The sequence below is a fragment of the Rossellomorea sp. y25 genome, assembly GCF_038049935.1.
Lineage (GTDB): Bacteria > Bacillota > Bacilli > Bacillales > Bacillaceae_B > Rossellomorea.
The window spans coordinates 3071895-3091258 of record NZ_CP145886.1; the positions used below are offsets into that span (position 1 = coordinate 3071895).

A 19364-nucleotide genomic window follows, 5' to 3' on the forward strand; every position below is an offset into this window, starting at 1 on the left:
TTTTTTACTTGCCTTTACATAGGCTTCTTAGCGATAATAGCGACCCAGTCTTCCATAACCATAATTTCTTCTATTATAAATCCGGCAGTCTCCAGTGCGTCACGTACTTCTTGCTTCTTAGGCTGGATAATCCCAGAGGTGATAAAGAATCCGCCCGGTTTCACAAGTTCGTAGGCATCATCTGTAAAGCGTAAAATGATTTCAGCCAAAATGTTCGCTACAATCACATCGGCTTGCCCTGTAACGCCATTCAATAAATTGTTCTCGTCGACCGTCACAGTTTGTTGGACTTTGTTCAGCTTCACGTTTAGTCTTGCTGAACGAACAGCCACTTCATCCAGGTCATACGCTCTTACATTGTCTGCAGCCAACTGTGCAGCAGCAATGGATAATACACCTGAACCTGTTCCTACATCGATGACCGTATCATGTTCTTTAACGATTCTCTCAAGAGCCTGGATACACATGACCGTTGTAGGATGAGTTCCTGTCCCGAATGCCATTCCTGGATCCAGTTCAATGATGAGTTCGTCACTGTGAACCGGTGTATAGTCTTCCCAAGTAGGGACGATTGTAAATTTATCGGAGATCTTCACAGGATGGTAGTATTTCTTCCACGCCGTTGCCCATTCTTCCTCATTCACTTCTGAAATCTCCACTTTGTTTTCACCAATGTCGATATCATACGTAACCAGGTTCGTAATGCCCTGCTTGATCTCATCAACGGTTTCACCAAGAAAGCTATTTACGGGTAAATACGCTTTGACTAAGACACCTTCACTCGGATAATCATCAGGATTGAGTTGGTAGATCTCTCCAAACATATCTTCTCTTTCCTTAATTAATTCGGCAGGGTCTTCAATGACCACACCGCTTGCTCCAGATTCATGAAGAATGTTTGAAATAGGTTCAATCGCTTCATTCGTAGTAAGAATACTGATTTCTGACCATTTCATTGATCTACCAACTCCGTTCTTTAGTTATTCGCCTTTAAAGGCTTTTTTTACTTTATCAAAAAAGCTTTCATGCTGTTCGTCTGGTACCTGTCCGCTAATATCCGCAAACTCTCTTAATAGTTGCTTTTGCTTATCCGTTAATTTAGAAGGAGTAACCACCTTCACTTGAACATGCTGATCACCTGTACCGTATCCACGTACATTCGGTACTCCTTTACCTTTTAAACGGAATCTCGTGCTTGTTTGAGTTCCCGCAGGTACTTTCAGCTTTACTTTTCCGTGCAGCGTTGGTACCTCAATTTCATCACCTAATGCAGCTTGTGCAAACGTCACAGGCATTTCGCAATAAATATCATCTCCGTTACGTTCGAAGAAATCATGTGAGCGAACGTGGAAGACAACGTACAAGTCACCCGCTGGTCCACCATTTATACCTGGTTCACCTTGACCAGTAACACGCAGCTGTTGACCATCATCGATACCAGCCGGAATTTTCACAGAGATTTTACGGCGCTTCTGTACTTTACCAGCACCGCCACATGTAGAACATTTTTCCTTGATTTGTTTACCTGTACCGTTACAGTAGTGACAAACGCGTCTGTTCACAATGCGGCCGAACGGTGTATTTTGTTCCACGTTTAATTGACCAGATCCATTACAGTGAGAACATGTATTGACCTTTGTTCCCGGCTTCGCACCAGAACCATGGCAAGTGTCACATTCTTCCTCTCTCGGAATCTCGATTTCTGTTTCTTTTCCAAATACCGCTTCTTCAAATGTCAGAGACATCGTATACTGAAGGTCCGCACCTTGTCTAGGGGCATTCGGATCTCTTCTGCGGCCTCCGCCGCCACCGAAGAACGTATTAAAGATGTCTTCGAAACCACCGAAACCGCCGCCGCCAAAGTCTGCGCCACCGCCGAAACCTTGGTTAGGGTCCGTATGTCCAAAACGATCATATTGTGCACGTTTCTGATCATCACTTAATACTTCATAGGCTTCCGATATTTCTTTGAATTTCTCGTCCGCATCCGCTTCTTTATTAATATCCGGATGATATTTTTTGGAGAGCTTGCGGTATGCTTTCTTCATTTCGTCTTTTGAGGCATCTTTTCCGACACCGAGTACCTCATAATAGTCCCGTTTACTCATTAAAACACCACTCCCGAATCCTTTGCATAAAGGTTATTTTAACATTGAGCTTCGACTATTATCAATAAAAACTCAACATTCCTTATATTTGATTGTGTCTGTTAGATGAATTGAATCATCTTCCACTCTCTTCAATCATAGAAAAAGTCAAAGCCAAGAACCGCCCTGACTTTGACTTTTTCGTTCATTCTGGATTATTTCTTGTCGTCGTTTACTTCTTCGTATTCAGCGTCGACTACATCGTCGTCTTTCGAAGCTTCGCCTTCTGCTCCTTGAGCTGCTTGAGCTTCCGCTTGAGCCTGCTCATAAAGCTTCATCGTTAAGCTTTGAACGATTTCCTGTAATGCATCTTTCTTTTCACGGATAAGATCTAAATCGTCTTTCTCGATCGCTTCTTTCAGTTCAGCTTTCGCATCTTCCGCTTTTTTCACTTCATCTTCTTCTACTTTGCCTTCAAGATCTTTTAACGTTTTTTCCGTTTGGAATACAAGTTGGTCGGCTTCGTTGCGAAGTTCAACTTCCTCTTTACGTTTTTTATCCGCTTCGGCATTTTCTTCTGCTTCCTTCACCATGCGTTCTACTTCATCATCTGAAAGACCTGTAGAAGATTTGATTGTGATGTTTTGCTCTTTACCTGTTCCAAGGTCCTTCGCACTTACATTCACGATACCGTTCTTATCAATATCGAATTTCACTTCGATTTGAGGTACGCCCCGTGGTGCCGGCGGAATGTCCGCTAATTGGAAACGACCTAGCGTTTTGTTATCAGCAGCCATTGGGCGCTCACCTTGTAATACATGGATATCAACAGCTGTCTGATTATCCGCAGCAGTTGAGAATGTTTGTGATTTAGACGTCGGGATCGTAGTGTTACGCTCGATCAACTTCGTTGATACGCCACCCATTGTTTCGATACCAAGTGATAGCGGTGTAACGTCAAGTAAGACAACGTCTTTTACGTCTCCAGTCAGAACTCCACCTTGAATCGCTGCCCCCATCGCTACAACTTCGTCAGGGTTAACACCTTTAGATGGCTCTTTACCTGTTTCTTTTCTGATCGCTTCTTGTACAGCCGGGATACGAGTTGACCCACCAACAAGAATGATTTTATCGATTTCACTTGCAGAAAGACCAGCATCTTTCATCGCTTGACGAGTTGGACCCATTGTACGTTCTACAAGATCTGAAGAGATTTCATCGAATTTCGCTCTTGAAAGAGTCACTTCCAGGTGAAGTGGACCAGCTTCTCCAGCCGTGATGAATGGAAGTGAGATCTGAGTTGAAGTAACTCCTGAAAGATCTTTCTTCGCTTTCTCAGCAGCGTCTTTAAGACGTTGAAGAGCCATTTTATCTTTAGAAAGGTCGATGCCGTTCTCTTTTTTGAATTCAGCTACAAGATAATCGATGATCACTTGGTCAAAGTCGTCTCCACCTAGTCGGTTGTCGCCGGCAGTAGAACGTACTTCGAATACACCGTCACCAAGTTCAAGGATAGATACGTCAAATGTACCGCCACCAAGGTCATAAACAAGGATCGTTTGATCTTGGTCCATCTTGTCTAAGCCGTATGCCAGTGCAGCTGCCGTTGGTTCGTTGATGATACGCTCAACTTCAAGACCCGCGATTTTCCCGGCGTCTTTTGTAGCTTGACGTTCTGCATCATTGAAGTAAGCAGGTACTGTGATAACCGCTTTTTCAACTTTTTCCCCAAGATAGTCTTCTGCATATGATTTTAAATGTTGAAGAATCATAGCTGAAATTTCTTGTGGCGTATATTCTTTTCCTTCAGCTTCTACTTTGTGATCTGTCCCCATGTGACGTTTCACTGAGATGATCGTGTTTGGATTCGTGATGGCTTGACGCTTCGCTACTTCCCCAACCTGCTTTTCACCATTTTTGAACGCAACAACTGAAGGAGTTGTGCGGTTTCCTTCTGCATTTGCAATGACCTTTGGCTCTCCGCCTTCAAGTACTGATACACATGAGTTTGTCGTACCTAAGTCAATACCGATTATTTTACTCATAGTAAGAAACCTCCCTAATTTGTATATGTAATGTCTTTATTATTGATTGACCTTCACCATGGAAGGACGAATTACTCTGTCTTTCAGTTTGTATCCTTTTTGGAATTCCTCAACAACAACATTGCTATCGACGTTTTCCTCTTCTGTTTGCATAACAGCTTGATGCAAATGAGGATCAAACTGTTGACCTACTGCTTCAATTGGCTCTACTCCCTCTTTCTTAAGGGCTTCAACAATGCTTCTGTGAACCATTTCCATTCCTTGTAGCAGTGTTTTCGTTTGATCATTATCAGCTTCTATATTTAAAGCACGCTCGAAATTATCAAGTGCTGGCAATAGTTCAGTAATCAGACCTTGAGCACGATATTTCTCCTTCGCTTCGTTTTCAACATTTACGCGTCGGCGGAAGTTATCGAAATCAGCTCTTAAACGAAGATAACGATTTTCAGACTCATTCAGCTTTTCTTCTAATTGTGAAAGCTCATCTGATTCGTGTTCTTCTTCTGTTACTACTTCTACTTGAGGTTCTTCAGCGAATACTTCTTCAACCGCTTCGCTTTTTTCCTCTTTTGCTTCTTGCTGTTCTTGTTTTGTTTCTTCAGACATAACATTCACCTCCTTAAAAATCTGCGACCAATTCAAGGCGCCGGAAGTCAATCAAACCTGCTTCCGGGGGCCTTTTTTCCTTTATACAATATGTCCACTAATCTTCACTTTGATACAGTTTCGTAAGAACCTTGGACATATCATTTGAAAAGAAATTAAGTAAACTAACGACACGGGAATACTCCATTCGAGTAGGCCCGATAATCGCAATGGAACCTAATTGTTCTTTACCAATAGAATAAGTAGCGGTTATGAGACTACAATTCTCCATAGCAAGATGATCATTTTCTTTCCCAATCTTAATATTCAATCCTGTAGCGGAAGGCCGAATCAAGTTGTAGATACTCTCTTCCTGTTCAATCATTTCAAGGAGCATACGAACCTTTTGGACATCATTAAACTCAGGCTGATTAAGTATATTGGTTTTCCCTCCAAAGAACAGCTTATCTGTGACCGATGGATTAAAAGAGTCCGTGATGGAGTGGAGGATAAAATCATAGTTCTGAATATGCTCTCTAAGTAAAAGAGCGACTTCCTTAAAGATTTTATCGTTCAATTCACTAATCGGGACCCCCGATAGCCGGTCATTCAGGATGTACACGAGCTTCTCAAGCTCTGCTGCGTCCATTGTAGGCGGGATGTGGAACAGTTTATTTTCAACATGCCCGTTATCCGTCACGATAATGGCAATAGCCGTATCTTTGTTCAGAGGGATAAGTTGAATTTTCTTCAGCTTATTCTCCTTCAAATCAGGTCCTAATACGATTGTCGTATAATTCGTCAGCTCTGATAGAATCTTTGCCGATTTCTGGACCACTTTCTCCAATTCATATATTCGCTCTGTGAAAATAGAGCGTAATGCATGAACATCGTTCTTCTTTAATTTCTGAGGAGAAAGCAAGTGATCCACGTAATAACGATAACCCTTTTCAGATGGAACACGTCCTGAAGAAGTATGTGTTTTTTCAATAAAACCCAATTCCTCCAAATCAGCCATTTCATTTCGAATCGTAGCCGAACTGAACGAAATCTCATCCTTCTTGGACAAGCTCCTGGAACCGACAGGCTGAGCTGATAGAATAAAATCATCAATGATCACTTGAAGAATTAGAAGTTGTCGATCTGTTAACAACATTCATCACCCCTGTTAGCACTCTCTTCTGATGAGTGCTAAATCTAATTAATAAATTATCAAATCAGAAAAGGGATGTCAATATATTAGATTGGCTCTTTTCGTAAAGTCAGTTGCTTTTGAAAAAGCGAGTAGTGGTTGATTTCCGCTTCAGGTGCTCGCTTTCCGCGGGGCGTGAGTTGAGCCTCCTCGGGCTTCGCTGTGAGGTCTCAACTGTCTAGCTCCGGCGGCTAGCCCCTCGAGGTCATAAGCTAAATGGCCCAAGAAGGCAAGAAACGCCTTCCCGGCCCATTCACCTTATGCTTGTCGGGGCTGGTCGAGCCGCCTCCGCTTTTCCTACTTTCCCGCTATCCCCGCAGGAGTCGAGCACCTTCCGCTCCAATCAACTTTCTAAGCATGAGTTACTAGCTGTAGACGAACATAAATACCATACACCTTTAGGATGCATCCATTAGATTACACCAAGGAAAGATTGAAATACTTCGTTTCCTAAAAAGCGACCCTGTTTCGTAAGCGCAACCCGCTCTTCATTCACAGTAAGCAGTTTTCGTTTCTCCATTTCTTCAATGGATGAACCGAATACAGATTCGATACTGCAGCCAAATTTGTGCTGGAATACAGATTTACTCACTCCCTCTACCTTACGTAAGCCGAGGAACATTTCCTCTTCCATCATTTCGGCTTTGGTGACTTCATGCTGCTGGATGGTGGGCAGGAAACCTTCTGCAATCGGGTCCATATATTTTTTTAGGGGACCGTAATTGGAATAACGTACTCCGTTTATATATCCGTGTGCACCGGCACCTAAACCATAATATTCATTATTGTCCCAATAAACGAGATTATGTTGGCTTTCAAATCCCCGTTTAGCAAAATTACTGATTTCATATTGATTGATCCCATATTTCTCCATCGTTTCGATCAAGATTTCGTACATGGCCGCTTCCTGATCTTGAGTTGGAAGTGGCAGCTTCCCTTTTCTCATCAGGTTGTAGAAAACCGTCTTTGGCTCTACGATAAGCGAATAAGCCGAGTAATGGGGAAGATCAAGGTCAAGTGCTTTCTTTAATGTATCCTGGAAATCTTGCTCTGTTTGCTTAGGCAGGCTATAAATCAGATCAATGCTGATATTCGAGAATCCTACTTTTTGAGCCGTTTCCACAGATGTATACACATCTTCGCTTTTATGCGTGCGTCCTATTCCTTTTAGAAGCTCATCATTGAATGACTGGACACCAAAGCTCAACCGATTCACACCGTGGTCCTTTAAGACTCGGAGTTTATCTTCGGTCAAATCTCCAGGGTTTGCTTCAAAAGTGAATTCACCCTGATCAAAAGGCAAATGAGTAGTGATGGATTCGCATAACGTTTCCAGCTGGCTTGCATTCAATGAAGTAGGAGTGCCGCCCCCGACAAAAATTGTATCAAGTTTGTCTTGGGTCATGACCCTATGCTTCATTTCATTCCCTAAGCTTGTTAAGTATTCGTTTACAGGCTGTCCTTCTAAAAAGACTTTATTAAAATCACAATAGTGACAGATATGTTCACAGAAAGGTATATGAATATAAGCTGATTTCACCAAGTTTATCCCTCCTTTGGGGGCATTCATAGAGAAAAGGGGGTAAGCAGTGCTTGTTTAGTACAAGCCACTTTCCCCCTTTATCATCAAGACAATTATTTTTTATCTGTATCGTCCATTTTCAATACGGCCATAAAGGCTTCTTGTGGAACTTCAACAGAACCAACGGACTTCATACGTTTTTTACCTTCTTTTTGTTTATCAAGAAGTTTACGTTTACGTGAGATATCTCCACCGTAACATTTTGCCAGAACGTTTTTACGAATGGCCTTAATGGTCGATCTTGCGACGATCTTTTGACCGATCGCTGCCTGGACGGGAACTTCGAATTGCTGTCTTGGAATTAATTCCTTCAACTTCTCAACAATTAGCTTCCCGCGTTCATAAGCGAAGTCGCGGTGAACAATAAAGCTTAAAGCGTCGACATTTTCAGCGTTTAAAAGGATATCCATTTTCACAAGCTTGGATTCTTTGTATCCAATCAGCTCATAATCAAATGAAGCATATCCTTTCGTATTGGATTTTAGCTGATCGAAGAAATCATACACAATTTCAGCAAGTGGAATTTCATATACGATGTTCACTCGCGTATCATCCATATACTGCATGTCGATGAAGTTACCTCGTTTTCCTTGACAGAGCTCCATTACGGCACCGACGTAATCGTTTGGAACCATGATGGTAGCTTTAACATAAGGCTCTTCAACATGATCCACTTTTTGAGGATCCGGCATCATGGACGGATTATCCACTTTCACTTCTTCCCCATCTGTCAGCTTAACATGATAGATAACACTTGGCGCTGTCGTAATAAGGTCAATCTTAAATTCACGCTCAATACGCTCTTGGATGATTTCCATATGAAGAAGGCCTAAGAATCCACAACGGAACCCAAATCCTAACGCTTGAGATGTTTCCGGCTCGTACTGAAGTGCAGAGTCATTCAATTCAAGCTTTTCAAGTGCTTCTCTAAGATCGTTATAGCGGTTTGAATCGATTGGATATAAACCGCAATAGACCATCGGGTTCAGTCGGCGGTATCCAGGTAATGCTTCCTGTGCAGGGTTTTTCGCCAGGGTGATGGTATCCCCTACACGGGTGTCCCCAACGTTTTTGATAGCGGCCGTCAGGTAACCAACATCCCCGACTGTCAGTTCTTTCTGACCCGTCGCTTTCGGAGTGAAGACACCGATCTCGGTCACTTCAAACTCTTTCCCTGTTGCCATCATACGAACCTTATCCCCTACTTTGACGCTGCCTTCCATCACACGGATGTAGGCAACGACTCCTCTATATGCATCATATAAGGAATCGAAGATCAGCGCTTTTAATGGCGCATCGGGATCTCCAACTGGTGCAGGTACCTTCTCAACCACTTGCTCCAGGATTTCTTCAATCCCGATCCCTGCTTTAGCAGAGGCAAGTACCGCTTCAGATGCATCAAGTCCGATCACGTCTTCCACTTCTTGACGCACTCTTTCCGGATCTGCTGCCGGAAGATCGATTTTATTGATAACTGGAAGGATTTCCAAGTTATTATCTAAGGCAAGATACACGTTCGCCAATGTTTGGGCTTCAATCCCTTGAGCAGCATCCACTACAAGGATGGCCCCTTCACAAGCAGCTAAACTACGAGATACTTCGTATGTAAAGTCGACGTGCCCTGGTGTATCAATGAGATGAAAGATGTATTCTTCCCCGTCTTTCGCTTGATACTTTAATTGCACAGAATTTAATTTGATTGTGATTCCACGTTCTCTTTCCAGATCCATTGAATCTAGCAATTGCTCTTTCATTTCTCGTGCCGTCAGTGCTTTCGTTTTCTCTAAAATACGATCGGCAAGGGTAGATTTCCCATGATCTATATGAGCAATGATCGAAAAGTTTCTAATTCTTGATTGTCTTTCTAATTTCTCTTCACGGTTCATTATACGTTCAACTCCTGTTATTTCCACACATGTACACTATTTTGAATTATAGCAGTAGACAATATATTATTCAATGTAAACTAAAGGGCTATGCAGGAATTGTCCATTTTAAAGCAGGACACTTTTAATTCGATGGCACAAATCCACTTATTATTGGACATCAAAAAGAGAAGGCAGTACTGTTTTCCAGCCTTCTCTTCCCGCTTATATTTAGATTAACGAAGCGATAAAGTTCATTATTTCGCTGGTAATACTTTCAATGGTATTCGCCAGTGCTTTCCCGATCGAAGAAAAGGCATTAAAGGCTTTCATATCTTCTAATTTCTCTTTCTTTTCGCTTAACGTTTTGGATTCAACTTCATTCCCGAGGAAAGACGCCTCCACGTTCCCTTCCCCGTCCTGACTCACTCCCACCGGAGAAGTGAAGTTCTGCTGTTCATGCCCCTTCATTTCCACAATCCCCTGATTGGCATACTGCATTCCCATCAGAACCCCAATAAATAATGCAGATATAAGCAGTGCACATTTAAAAAAGAATTTCGTCATGGTTTCATTCATCCTTTTTATTACTGACTTACTGCAGGAGTGACAGGTATATGATTCACCTTTTCAGCCTGCCAATAATAATCAGCGAATACTTCGGCGAAAGCCTGCGCGGATCGTTCCAATTCTTCAAACGTATTATCCACTCCGCCAAACTCCAGTAACATGGCGTTACTTGAAAGATCCTGATTGAACTTACCGTTTGTACCGCTTCCCTTTTTCGCAATCACTCCACGTGAAATACCTTTATAGTTAGCTTCCAATAACTTATGAAGCTCTGTTGCCACCTTTAAATTCTGTTCGAAATTCGGATGCTCTTCCCCGACTACAAACGCGAGCTTGGCATAGGATTTGCCATTAATGGTTCCCGTCGTAACAGCCCTTCTTTGTGAATCACGATGTATGTCAACGAGATACAGCAAGTCTTTATTACTCGTCATGGCAGCCTGGACTAAGGGCCTGGACTCCTGATATGCAGCCCAATAATCCAATCCTTTATTGTTCAGGTTCGCTATCACATCGGTTTTATCGATGGTCGTTCCAATCCCAAGTCCCTCTAAATGCTTCTTCACCATATCTCCCACCTTGGTGACATTTACTTCCGAATGCATGGCTGAATCAGGATTTGTTACTCCCTCCAAGTAAGGCAGATAGGATTCACGGGTATGTGTGAAGTAAAGATGAACCGTCTTTTTATCTCCAGTTGATAAAGGCGGGGACACATCTCCACTCTTTTGATCCGATTCATTAAAATTCTCTACATTCTTGAGTGGTGCTTCATTCCCAGCCTCAAGTGCTTCGGGAGGAGGGACAGATTCGATCGGCATATTCGTAAAATCCGTCCCCTCCCCGGCCACTAGAATGTCACCATCAAAAATCGAAAATCCCGGCAGTTCTCTCCCCAGGAAGCTTCGGGGATCTTCAAAGCTCACATTGGTAGCCACCTGAAAAAGGAGGGATGAAAAATTCGGTAAAGCCTGCTCTTCTTCAGTCAATATTTGATTAAAAGACCGGTTTTCTAATGCCAAGATCTTATATAATGCATCACCCTTCACATTGGAAGCCGCTTGATTCAATGAATGCGATGTAATTCTATACTCAGGGTTTAAGGAAGTGAGGATGCCCGTTATCGAAAAAACGGAGAGTAATCCTACTACGAAGATCAACATCCCTTTCAGTATCGTTGACATATTAATCGCTACTACATAATTGGACGCTTTATACGACCTCATTCTCCCACCCTTTCCTTTACTCTACTCTAGTACAATGTATGTCATTACTAGAGATAGTAGAACTATATTTAGTAGTCATTATGAGGTTATTGGTGGAAAGTTAAACGGGGGAATCTATTATTTTTAGGATGGGTGGCAAGGTGGGGGTGGGGTTCGATAGCTAGGGTGAGGTGTAGTGAGGTGAGTAGGAAGTTTCAATTTTTGAAGGGAGAACTGCAATTTTCAAGATGGATTAATCTCTTTCAGGTAAAGATCACTCCTTTTATCTATCATCTCCGGTGTCAGCTTCATATAAATCCCATTTTTTATAGATATATTCCATCTACATTTTTGGATATCGGCGAATTTTTCAATTTAACGGCGAAATTCCTAATATATCGGCGAAATGGTTTCTCTCCAATGAATCCACTACAAAAAAACGCCTCAAGGTTCACTACCTACCCCTAAGGCGCTACTTTCATCTTCAACCTATCTAGTCTGATACCCCGTATTTTCCTGATCAACGGCATCATGTAGTGCCGCATTCAATCCGCTTGCTATGAGGTTGGCCATATCTTCCATGAACACGTCCACTTCTTTAGGGGTGACCATCAGGTTGTGACCGATCGGAGCTAACACCTCATGAATCAGTTTTCGTTTTTCCTGATCCTCGAGGGTCCCCACAATTCCCATGAATGTTTGACGATGCTGTTCTTCCGGAAGATCTTCTTCGGTTAATTTTCTTCTTTCACCGAAGCTTAATCCTGCCGGGGCGAGAGATCTCGAAGGCCGCCCCCCTTCTCTCATCTCTTTTCCAAAATGTTTTAAAAGAAAGTCCACTGTATCACTTACGATGGTGACAGCATCGAGTACGGTCGGAACACCGATGGCAATAACCGGAACACCTAACGTTTCCTGATCGAGACCTTTTCGTTTATTACCAACTCCAGATCCCGGATGTATACCTGTATCAGAAATCTGGATGGTGGAATTGACGCGCTCAATGGAACGGGAAGCAAGGGCATCGATGGCGATGATAAAGTCGGGTTTGGATTTTTCCACAACACCGAAAATGATATCGCTCGTTTCAATTCCCGTTAGCCCCATCACACCAGGAACGAGGGCACTGACCGGTCGATAGCCCTCTTCCACTGATTCCGGCTGCAGTTCAAAAAGATGTCTCGTCACGATGATATCCTCACATACGCGGGGTCCCAATGAATCGGGGGTTACATTCCAGTTTCCGAGTCCAACAATCAAGCAGCTTGCATTTTTACTGATATTATTGTTAATTAAAAACTGATTAAATTCATTCGCAAATACTTTTTCTACTCTTTGTTGCAGTTCTGCATCTTCCTGGCGAATTCCATGAGCCTCGATGGTTAAGTAATTACCAGGTTTTTTACCGATTTTCTCTTCCCCTTCAGGTGTAACGGTGACAAGAGAAACTTTCACCCCATCTTCTTCTTTCTCTTTAATCATGACACCTTGTATCGATGACGTATCTTCCGCTTTATCACTGACCACCATTTCTCTTGCTTCAACGGCAAGATCGGTACGTACGGAATATTTACTTAGATCGATTTCTTCGTTCTTCATTTCGACTCTACCTCCAAGCTTGGGATCTTATCTACTATTTTTTATGTTTACCTTTTTCGTATGGGTTCATTCACGCGTTTAATTTCACTACATAGTATTGCAATATCACTGTTCGTTTGATAAAATATCATTTGTTCTTATTGTTTAGGAATTTAAATCGAGTCACATAGAATCTCGATCCTTTTATAGGAGGTGACAGGAATGCCAAATATTAAATCAGCTATCAAGCGTGTAAAAACTAGCAACGAGCGTAACGCTCAAAACGCTGCTGTGAAATCTACAATGCGTACTGCTATCAAGAAAGCAGAAGCTGCAGCTGCTAACAGCGCAGATAACGCAAAAGAATTAGCAACAGAAGCGGTTCGTCAATTAGACAAAGCAGCTCAAAAAGGTCTTATCCACAAAAACGCTGCGGATCGTCAAAAGTCTCGCCTAATGAAAAAAGCGAACTAATTGAAAAAACCACCTCGCCCCAAGGGCAGGTGGTTTTTCTTTTGATCTCTATCATTAACGAATCGAAAGTCTTCATGTAAAGCTCTGATCATGAAGTTTAAACAAAAACATCTCAATCATCAATTCTTTTTTGATTTTTCCTGTTTTGATTTCGTAATCTCCTTGTGATAACAATTCGATGATATGGGCAAGTTGTTTATCGTTGAAGTGCTTCGCCTGCCCTGCTGCCAGTTTGACCCGGAAAGGATGAACTTTCAAGTAGGACGCGATTTTTTGCTGGCCGTATCCTCTTCGTGATAGTTCTTTCGTTCCGTATATGAGCCTGAACTGTCCTGCCAGGATCGAAAGAATTTTCAATGGCTCTTCATTTTGCTTGAGGAGATCGTAATAAATTCTTAATGCCTCATCAATCCTTCTTTGAACGACCTTATCCACTAGGGTAAAAATATTTTGTTCCAGGGACCTTGCTGTTAATCGTTCCACCACTTCCACATCGATTCTATTTGTATCGCTTGCATATAAGGAAAGTTTGTCCAACTCTTGGGTGAGCATCATTAAGTTTGTTCCAGCGAGGGTGAGCAGTAATTCAATTGCATCTTCATCTATCTGAACACTATTAGAGGCCGCCCGTTCTCTTACCCACGATTTTAACTCATACTCGTTCAGCTTTTTTGCCTCTACGACTTCTGCCAGTTTCTTCAAGGACTTCGTAATCTTCTTACGCTCGTCCAGTTTTTCATAATTCGCCGTAAAGACCAGAACTGTATAGGGAGCAGGGGATTGTATGTATTGTTCCAATCGTTTAATGTTATGCTCTACCTTCTCTTTTGTTTTTTCAGCTGTCAAAAAAACAGGGTTTTGGATAATGACAACCCTTCTCTCTCCCATAAACGGAAAGGTTTCTGCATCTTCTATCGCTACTTCTATCGGAGTTTCTTCCAGATCATAACTGGAAAAATTAAAATCCATTTCTTCTTCTGAAAGGGCACTTGAGACTATTCTTTGTTTCGTTTCATTAATAATAAATGACTCATTTCCGTAAACTAAATATATAGCTGAGAATTGAGATTTCTCTATTTTCTTCCAAATATCAATAACCAAGTCAGCACTCTCCATTAATTCTTTTCTCTACTCTATGGTAAAAAAGCTTTTTGGTTTTGACAAGGGGTAAAGGGGACATCCGTCATATGGGACACCCCCTATATCTATATTAACGTTAACGGAGAAGACCTAGGAACCTTTTCCGTTAAGCGGTATTTCCTTTGTAATGATTAGTGTCACCCAGGATGGCGAACTTATAGGTGACAACTCTTGTCAGTAAAGGAAAAAGTAAAGGGAAGTATAGATTTTTTAATAGCGATGTTCTATACTAGAATAGAAATAGGAGGGGTAGTTGTGAACCAATTTGAAAAGAATGTACAATCAAAAAGAAATGATGCAGTAGATTCAGGCGTTGGCTTTATTGTTTCTTTTGGATTCTTTGCTACAATGTTCGTTATTGCAACTGTTATTAAGTTAATTGGCTCTTAATGAAAGATAGGAGGCAGACCTTAAAGATTCCGGTTTCTTCAATCGCCATATATGGTACTGGTGTATCATACAGATGGTTTGAAGGCGCCTGACTCTTTGTGATGGGTCTGCCCCTTTTTCATTAGCGCTTAATTTGTTTTGTAATACATCCTATGGCAGGTGGGCTGAAAACGTTCCTTTTTTATCCCAAAAACGATAGGTTATCGCCCCATTTTCTCCGGTGCTATATATAGTCATTCCTCTTCTCTCCAATCGTTCCACTACTTCAGGATGAGGGTGCCCAAATCGATTGGTTTCACCCGCAGAGATCACCGCAACAGACGGATTCGTTTCAACGAGGAACTCTTCAGTTGTACTCGTATTACTCCCATGATGACCTACTTTTAACACATCAATCGGCAAATCAAAGGTTCGGATGAACTCTTTCTCCCCTCGCTCTTCTAAATCCCCAGTAAATAACCATTTCAAAGATCCGATTTCTCCATATAAGACAATGGAGTCATTATTGCCTTCATATTCCTCATCCTGTGGCGAAACAACATGCAGCCCATCCTTATCACCATCCCAACTGAATGGATACCGGGCTTCCTTAACAGGAACCCTCTTTTGCCGGGCGAATTTCACGATTTTTTTCATTTCACCTTTATCCTCGCTGTTAGGGCTGATCAAGACTTCCTTCACTTTCATTTCCTCAAGAACCGCTTCTGTTCCGCCAATATGATCGAGATCTCCGTGTGTTAATATCAGGGTGTCAATGGATGTGATACCTTTACTTTTCAAAAAAGGAACGACGATGTCTTCCCCTACAGAAAAACGATTCTTTCTCTCTTCCCATTTTTCTTTCGGAAACTGCATTTCCCCACCTGTATCGATAAGATAGGTTCCTCGATTGTATGGCAGCTTGATCAATGTAGCATCACCTTGTCCAACATCCATGAATACGATCTCTCCATAGGGATTATAGGTGTTGATGAGCAGGTGCGAGGCTCCATAAAGAATCAAGAACAATCCGGAAAGCATATATTTCCTTTGTTCAAACCAAACGAACACAACGTAAATAACGATGAAATAACCGAGCAGCAAAAGAAAGTGAGGCTTCCCCAGCACAATTGTACTGAATGGAAAAGATGCAATCGCCGAAGAGATCCATTGTATGCAATCCAGAAGGTATTTATAAATGAGCAGCAACCACTCGAGAGATAGAAAAGACGTCAGAAAATAGACAATGATGCAAAGGGGAAGAACAATGATCGAGAAAAGGGGTACATAAAGAAGATTCGTGAGAAAGCCTATCAAAGAGAATTCATAGAAATGATAGATGACGATGGGCAGTGAAGATAGCTGGGCAACAAGCGTTACTTTAAGCAATTGAACGATGGATGAAGAGGTATTTAAAATAGCTGATGAAGATACAACAAGAGAAAAACTCACTATAAATGACAGCTGAAATCCCACATTGAAAATAGAAAAGGGTTCGTATAATACAATGATGATGAACACTACCGCCAGACTGTCAATCGTATTTAAGCTCTTTGCCACTTTTCTGCTCATAAGAATCACAATCAGCATGGAGGATGCCCTGATAACAGAAGGTGATGCTCCTGTCAGTACGATGTAACATAGGAGTAAAAAAATCCCTATCCATGTCACCGCTTCTTTTGTAATGCCTACTCTTAATAGGAAATAATGGAGAATGGCAAAGATCAACCCGACGTGCAAGCCCGAAATCGCCAGTAAATGAACGACGCCGAGTTCCCTGAATGCCTGCATCGTATCTTCTGAGATCATATTCGTTTCCCCAAACATCAACGCTTGGGTCACTCCTACTGTTGAAGATGGAAATTCCCTTTCGATTTTCTTCAGTCCATTGAATCTCAGATGTATGAGGGCGTGTTTCCATTTGCCTTGATCCACGCATCCCCCGAAAGCTTGTACGTCGAGAATCCAATAAACTCCCCGCTGAGCTAAATAATTTTTATAATGAAATAAGTTTGGATTTTTATTCGGTTTGGGTTCTGTCAACTCTCCTTTCACTTCGCAGACAAAACCGGGCTTCACTTGTTGAAATTGTCGTTTTTCTTCCTCTGAAGAGAAATAAAAGCGCACGAGAACCTTTTCCTTCTTTATTTTGGCCAAGGAAACAAAGGTACTTCCTTCGATGGTTGGTATGTCATTGATTACGATTTGAAAGACGTTTGGTGCAGGTTCTGATGGCAGAACGGTTTTCTGCCTTTTTTCTTGAATCGTGGTATTGAAAAAGGAAATGAAAAGAAATAAGAAGCAGAAAAGAAGAACGGTGAAGGTCATTTTCCTGAGGAAAAGGGATAGAAGGAGCAAAGCAAGAACGACAGCACCCCAATGGAATTGAAGTGCCATCAGCGTCCCTGAAAGTACTGAAAATGCCAGGTAAAGGCATATTCCTCTATTCATTAAAGAGTTTTATGTATTCTTGTTCATAGTAATTGAGCTTTTCTTCTGCAGCACCCTGTTTTCTCAAGTCTTCAATTAATTGGACCATCATGGAGGCTTTTTCTTTGTGTTTTACGTCGGTGCTGCTTTCGTCAAAAGCAACTTTCTCAACATGGACGTTTGCCTTTTCGAAAAGTTCAATGGCGTAAGGATGATTTTTATAGTCTTTTGCGTAATAAACCGTTTTGATTCCTGCCTGAATAAGAGCCTTACAGCATTGAAGACATGGGAAGTGCGTAACATAAATATCCGCATTCTCCGTTCCCACGCCGAACTTTGAACATTGCAGCAGGGCATTCATTTCGGCATGGATCGTCCTCACGCAGTGATTGTCAATCACATAACATCCTTCATCTATACAATGATCCCCTCCTGCAATGGACCCATTATAACCTCCTGCAATGATTCGTTTTTCACGAACGATGGTTGCCCCGACTGCCAGTCTTGTACACGTACTGCGCAGGGCAAGGAGCTGACTTTGAGCCATAAAATATTGATGCCAAGCGATTCTTTCCATCCCCATTCCTCCTTCTTTGATTTTTAGCTACATTTTATTTGTCTGTTTAAGTGTATAAAGACTTCCTATGTTCGTCAATTCATTGAACATAAATATATTCTTTTAATTTCTCAAAGGTTTTTTCACCGACTCCAGAGATGTTTTTAATTTCTTCTATAGCCTTAAAGGGACCATTTTCTTCACGATATTGGATAAAAGTCGACGCTTTGGCAGGACCAATTCCTGGCAGGGTTTCGAATTCCTGTTGTGTGGCAGTATTAATGTTTATTCCATCCTTTCCTGAATCGGCCCCGGGCATCGAAGGAGCCAGCCGGGTTGTTTCAATTTCTCCGATTTTGGGGACATAAATCATCATTTCGTCTGATACCTTTACAGCTAAATTGATCACTTTCTTATCTGCTTCTGCGGTGAAACCACCGGCTCGATCGATTACAAACTTCAGCCGATCGCCATGCCTCACCTCATATAATCCAGGGTGAACAACCTCTCCCTTTACGTCAACATACACTTTTTCGACGGATTCCACTTCTTCAAGCTCCTTTTCTTTTTTAGCAGGGGCTGCTGTAAAAGTAGCCTCTTTCACTGGAGCTGCGGAAGCATTTTTTAATATATATGCAATCAGGACAATGGCACAAATCATCAGAATCACAAGGACTGTTCTGTATTTTTCAATTAGGGACTGCACAGGAAATCACCTCTGGTGGAATATTCATTGCAAGAAATTCATAAGTTTTAGGAGAGAGTGTGATAGAAGGAGGGCTGCACATGAAAGTAGGTATCATTGGAACGGGAAACATGGGGAAAATCATTATTGAAGCTCTCATTGAATCAAAAGCGATTTCTCCTTCACATCTTCATATTACGAATCGTTCAATAAAAAAGGCCGAGGATATAAAAGAGAAATGGAACAAAGTGAATGTGAGGTATTCAAATGAAGACGTAATTGCGTCATCTGACTTGATCTTCCTTTGTGTGAAACCTCATGATGTGTATGATGTGATTCAGGAGAATAAGAAAAGCTTTACAAAGGACAAATGCGTTGTTTCGATAACCAGTCCAGTTAGCGTGGATCAGCTAGAGTCGTTACTGACCAGTTCCTGCGCCCGATTCATTCCAAGCATTACAAATCGCGCACTAAGCGGGGTGTCACTTTTAACGTATGGAAGTCATTGTTCAGATAAATGGAGACGAGATTTAACGAGGCTGGCTGAGCATATTTCCACACCTGTAGTGATTGATGAAAATGTGACGCGAGTGGCTTCTGACATTGTCAGCTGCGGGCCGGCTTTTTTCAGTTATGTCACACAAAGATTTATTAACGCTGCTGTGGAAGTGACGGAAATTGACAGGGAGACGGCTACTGTTCTGGCATCCGAAATGCTAGTTGGTCTTGGGGACTTATTAAAGAAAAATATTTATACATTACCGACACTTCAAGAGAAAGTTTGTGTAAAAGGAGGAGTGACCGGAATAGGCATTTCAGTCATGGAAAGGGAATTAGGAGATGTTTTCGAAAAATTATTTGAAGCTACACAAGAAAAGTTCGTGGATGACATTGAAGGAACGAAATCACAATTTGGAGTCTAGCAGGACTCCTTTTTTATATTTCGACATAAAATGAATTTTCCCTTCTTTTTTAACGCTCTTTTCGCAAAGATTGTTATT

17 protein-coding genes are annotated in these 19364 nt (G+C 41.8%); 3 read left to right on the forward strand and 14 right to left on the reverse strand.

Going from position 1 to position 19364, the window contains the following annotated elements:
* Window positions 1-14 precede the first annotated feature (14 nt).
* From prmA to gpr, 10 genes are all read right to left on the reverse strand, one after another.
* Complete coding sequence (prmA, locus tag AAEM60_RS15570; protein WP_299738524.1) at window positions 15-956, reverse strand: 50S ribosomal protein L11 methyltransferase; 942 nt, start codon at window positions 954-956, stop codon at window positions 15-17.
* A 24-nt stretch (window positions 957-980) separates the two neighbouring features.
* Window positions 981-2108: a molecular chaperone DnaJ gene (dnaJ, locus tag AAEM60_RS15575; protein WP_299738526.1), complete on the reverse strand. Its 1128-nt coding sequence runs from the start codon at window positions 2106-2108 to the stop codon at window positions 981-983.
* A 194-nt stretch (window positions 2109-2302) separates the two neighbouring features.
* The gene (dnaK, locus tag AAEM60_RS15580) at window positions 2303-4132 is read right to left on the reverse strand and encodes a molecular chaperone DnaK (RefSeq protein WP_044339598.1); all 1830 of its coding nucleotides are present in this window, start codon (window positions 4130-4132) and stop codon (window positions 2303-2305) included.
* A 39-nt stretch (window positions 4133-4171) separates the two neighbouring features.
* Complete coding sequence (gene grpE / locus AAEM60_RS15585) at window positions 4172-4738, reverse strand: nucleotide exchange factor GrpE (RefSeq protein WP_341356605.1); 567 nt, start codon at window positions 4736-4738, stop codon at window positions 4172-4174.
* Window positions 4739-4835: 97 nt separating this feature from the next.
* The gene (gene hrcA / locus AAEM60_RS15590; protein ID WP_044339688.1) at window positions 4836-5870 is read right to left on the reverse strand and encodes a heat-inducible transcriptional repressor HrcA; all 1035 of its coding nucleotides are present in this window, start codon (window positions 5868-5870) and stop codon (window positions 4836-4838) included.
* A gap of 451 nt (window positions 5871-6321) precedes the next feature.
* Window positions 6322-7479, reverse strand: coding sequence for a radical SAM family heme chaperone HemW (gene hemW / locus AAEM60_RS15595; RefSeq protein ID WP_299738532.1), 1158 nt, complete (start codon window positions 7477-7479; stop codon window positions 6322-6324).
* A gap of 65 nt (window positions 7480-7544) precedes the next feature.
* Window positions 7545-9380: a translation elongation factor 4 gene (gene lepA, locus AAEM60_RS15600; RefSeq protein WP_299739635.1), complete on the reverse strand. Its 1836-nt coding sequence runs from the start codon at window positions 9378-9380 to the stop codon at window positions 7545-7547.
* Between the two features lie 207 nt (window positions 9381-9587).
* The gene (locus AAEM60_RS15605; RefSeq protein WP_341356606.1) at window positions 9588-9923 is read right to left on the reverse strand and encodes a DUF3679 domain-containing protein; all 336 of its coding nucleotides are present in this window, start codon (window positions 9921-9923) and stop codon (window positions 9588-9590) included.
* A gap of 20 nt (window positions 9924-9943) precedes the next feature.
* Complete coding sequence (locus AAEM60_RS15610) at window positions 9944-11152, reverse strand: stage II sporulation protein P (protein ID WP_299738536.1); 1209 nt, start codon at window positions 11150-11152, stop codon at window positions 9944-9946.
* A 468-nt stretch (window positions 11153-11620) separates the two neighbouring features.
* Window positions 11621-12730, reverse strand: coding sequence for a GPR endopeptidase (gene gpr / locus AAEM60_RS15615; protein ID WP_299738538.1), 1110 nt, complete (start codon window positions 12728-12730; stop codon window positions 11621-11623).
* 201 nt (window positions 12731-12931) lie between these two features.
* Here gpr and rpsT point away from each other — a divergent pair, with 201 nt between their 5' ends.
* Window positions 12932-13183 (forward strand): 30S ribosomal protein S20, encoded by a 252-nt coding sequence (gene rpsT, locus AAEM60_RS15620; RefSeq protein WP_044339591.1) that lies wholly within the window; start codon window positions 12932-12934, stop codon window positions 13181-13183.
* Between the two features lie 72 nt (window positions 13184-13255).
* Here rpsT and holA read toward each other — a convergent pair whose 3' ends face one another.
* Window positions 13256-14284 carry a DNA polymerase III subunit delta gene (holA, locus tag AAEM60_RS15625; protein ID WP_341356607.1) on the reverse strand — a complete coding sequence of 343 codons (1029 nt, stop codon included), beginning with the start codon at window positions 14282-14284 and terminating at the stop codon, window positions 13256-13258.
* Window positions 14285-14578: 294 nt separating this feature from the next.
* Here holA and AAEM60_RS15630 point away from each other — a divergent pair, with 294 nt between their 5' ends.
* A complete protein-coding gene (locus AAEM60_RS15630) occupies window positions 14579-14713 on the forward strand; it encodes a YqzM family protein (protein WP_044339687.1) in 135 nt (44 codons plus the stop codon).
* A 150-nt stretch (window positions 14714-14863) separates the two neighbouring features.
* Here AAEM60_RS15630 and AAEM60_RS15635 read toward each other — a convergent pair whose 3' ends face one another.
* From AAEM60_RS15635 to AAEM60_RS15645, 3 genes are all read right to left on the reverse strand, one after another.
* Window positions 14864-17089 carry a DNA internalization-related competence protein ComEC/Rec2 gene (locus AAEM60_RS15635; RefSeq protein WP_299738542.1) on the reverse strand — a complete coding sequence of 742 codons (2226 nt, stop codon included), beginning with the start codon at window positions 17087-17089 and terminating at the stop codon, window positions 14864-14866.
* Between the two features lie 46 nt (window positions 17090-17135).
* Window positions 17136-17699 carry a ComE operon protein 2 gene (locus tag AAEM60_RS15640; protein ID WP_299738544.1) on the reverse strand — a complete coding sequence of 188 codons (564 nt, stop codon included), beginning with the start codon at window positions 17697-17699 and terminating at the stop codon, window positions 17136-17138.
* Window positions 17700-17778: 79 nt separating this feature from the next.
* The gene (locus AAEM60_RS15645; RefSeq protein WP_299738546.1) at window positions 17779-18384 is read right to left on the reverse strand and encodes a helix-hairpin-helix domain-containing protein; all 606 of its coding nucleotides are present in this window, start codon (window positions 18382-18384) and stop codon (window positions 17779-17781) included.
* A gap of 80 nt (window positions 18385-18464) precedes the next feature.
* On the opposite strand from AAEM60_RS15645, the gene comER reads away from it, so the two are divergent.
* Window positions 18465-19286, forward strand: coding sequence for a late competence protein ComER (gene comER, locus AAEM60_RS15650; RefSeq protein WP_299738548.1), 822 nt, complete (start codon window positions 18465-18467; stop codon window positions 19284-19286).
* Window positions 19287-19364: the final 78 nt, after the last annotated feature.

What these genes read in the sequence shown, in the direction of transcription:
- rpsT (WP_044339591.1), top strand. Translation starts at nt 12,932, where the DNA reads ATGCCAAATATTAAATCAGCTATCAAGCGTGTAAAAACTAGCAACGAG.
- AAEM60_RS15610 (WP_299738536.1), bottom strand. Translation starts at nt 11,152, where the DNA reads ATGAGGTCGTATAAAGCGTCCAATTATGTAGTAGCGATTAATATGTCA.
- AAEM60_RS15640 (WP_299738544.1), bottom strand. Translation starts at nt 17,699, where the DNA reads ATGGAAAGAATCGCTTGGCATCAATATTTTATGGCTCAAAGTCAGCTC.
- grpE (WP_341356605.1), bottom strand. Translation starts at nt 4,738, where the DNA reads ATGTCTGAAGAAACAAAACAAGAACAGCAAGAAGCAAAAGAGGAAAAA.
- dnaJ (WP_299738526.1), bottom strand. Translation starts at nt 2,108, where the DNA reads ATGAGTAAACGGGACTATTATGAGGTACTCGGTGTCGGAAAAGATGCC.
- AAEM60_RS15605 (WP_341356606.1), bottom strand. Translation starts at nt 9,923, where the DNA reads ATGACGAAATTCTTTTTTAAATGTGCACTGCTTATATCTGCATTATTT.
- prmA (WP_299738524.1), bottom strand. Translation starts at nt 956, where the DNA reads ATGAAATGGTCAGAAATCAGTATTCTTACTACGAATGAAGCGATTGAA.
- AAEM60_RS15635 (WP_299738542.1), bottom strand. Translation starts at nt 17,089, where the DNA reads ATGGCACTTCAATTCCATTGGGGTGCTGTCGTTCTTGCTTTGCTCCTT.
- gpr (WP_299738538.1), bottom strand. Translation starts at nt 12,730, where the DNA reads ATGAAGAACGAAGAAATCGATCTAAGTAAATATTCCGTACGTACCGAT.
- comER (WP_299738548.1), top strand. Translation starts at nt 18,465, where the DNA reads ATGAAAGTAGGTATCATTGGAACGGGAAACATGGGGAAAATCATTATT.
- dnaK (WP_044339598.1), bottom strand. Translation starts at nt 4,132, where the DNA reads ATGAGTAAAATAATCGGTATTGACTTAGGTACGACAAACTCATGTGTA.
- hemW (WP_299738532.1), bottom strand. Translation starts at nt 7,479, where the DNA reads ATGAATGCCCCCAAAGGAGGGATAAACTTGGTGAAATCAGCTTATATT.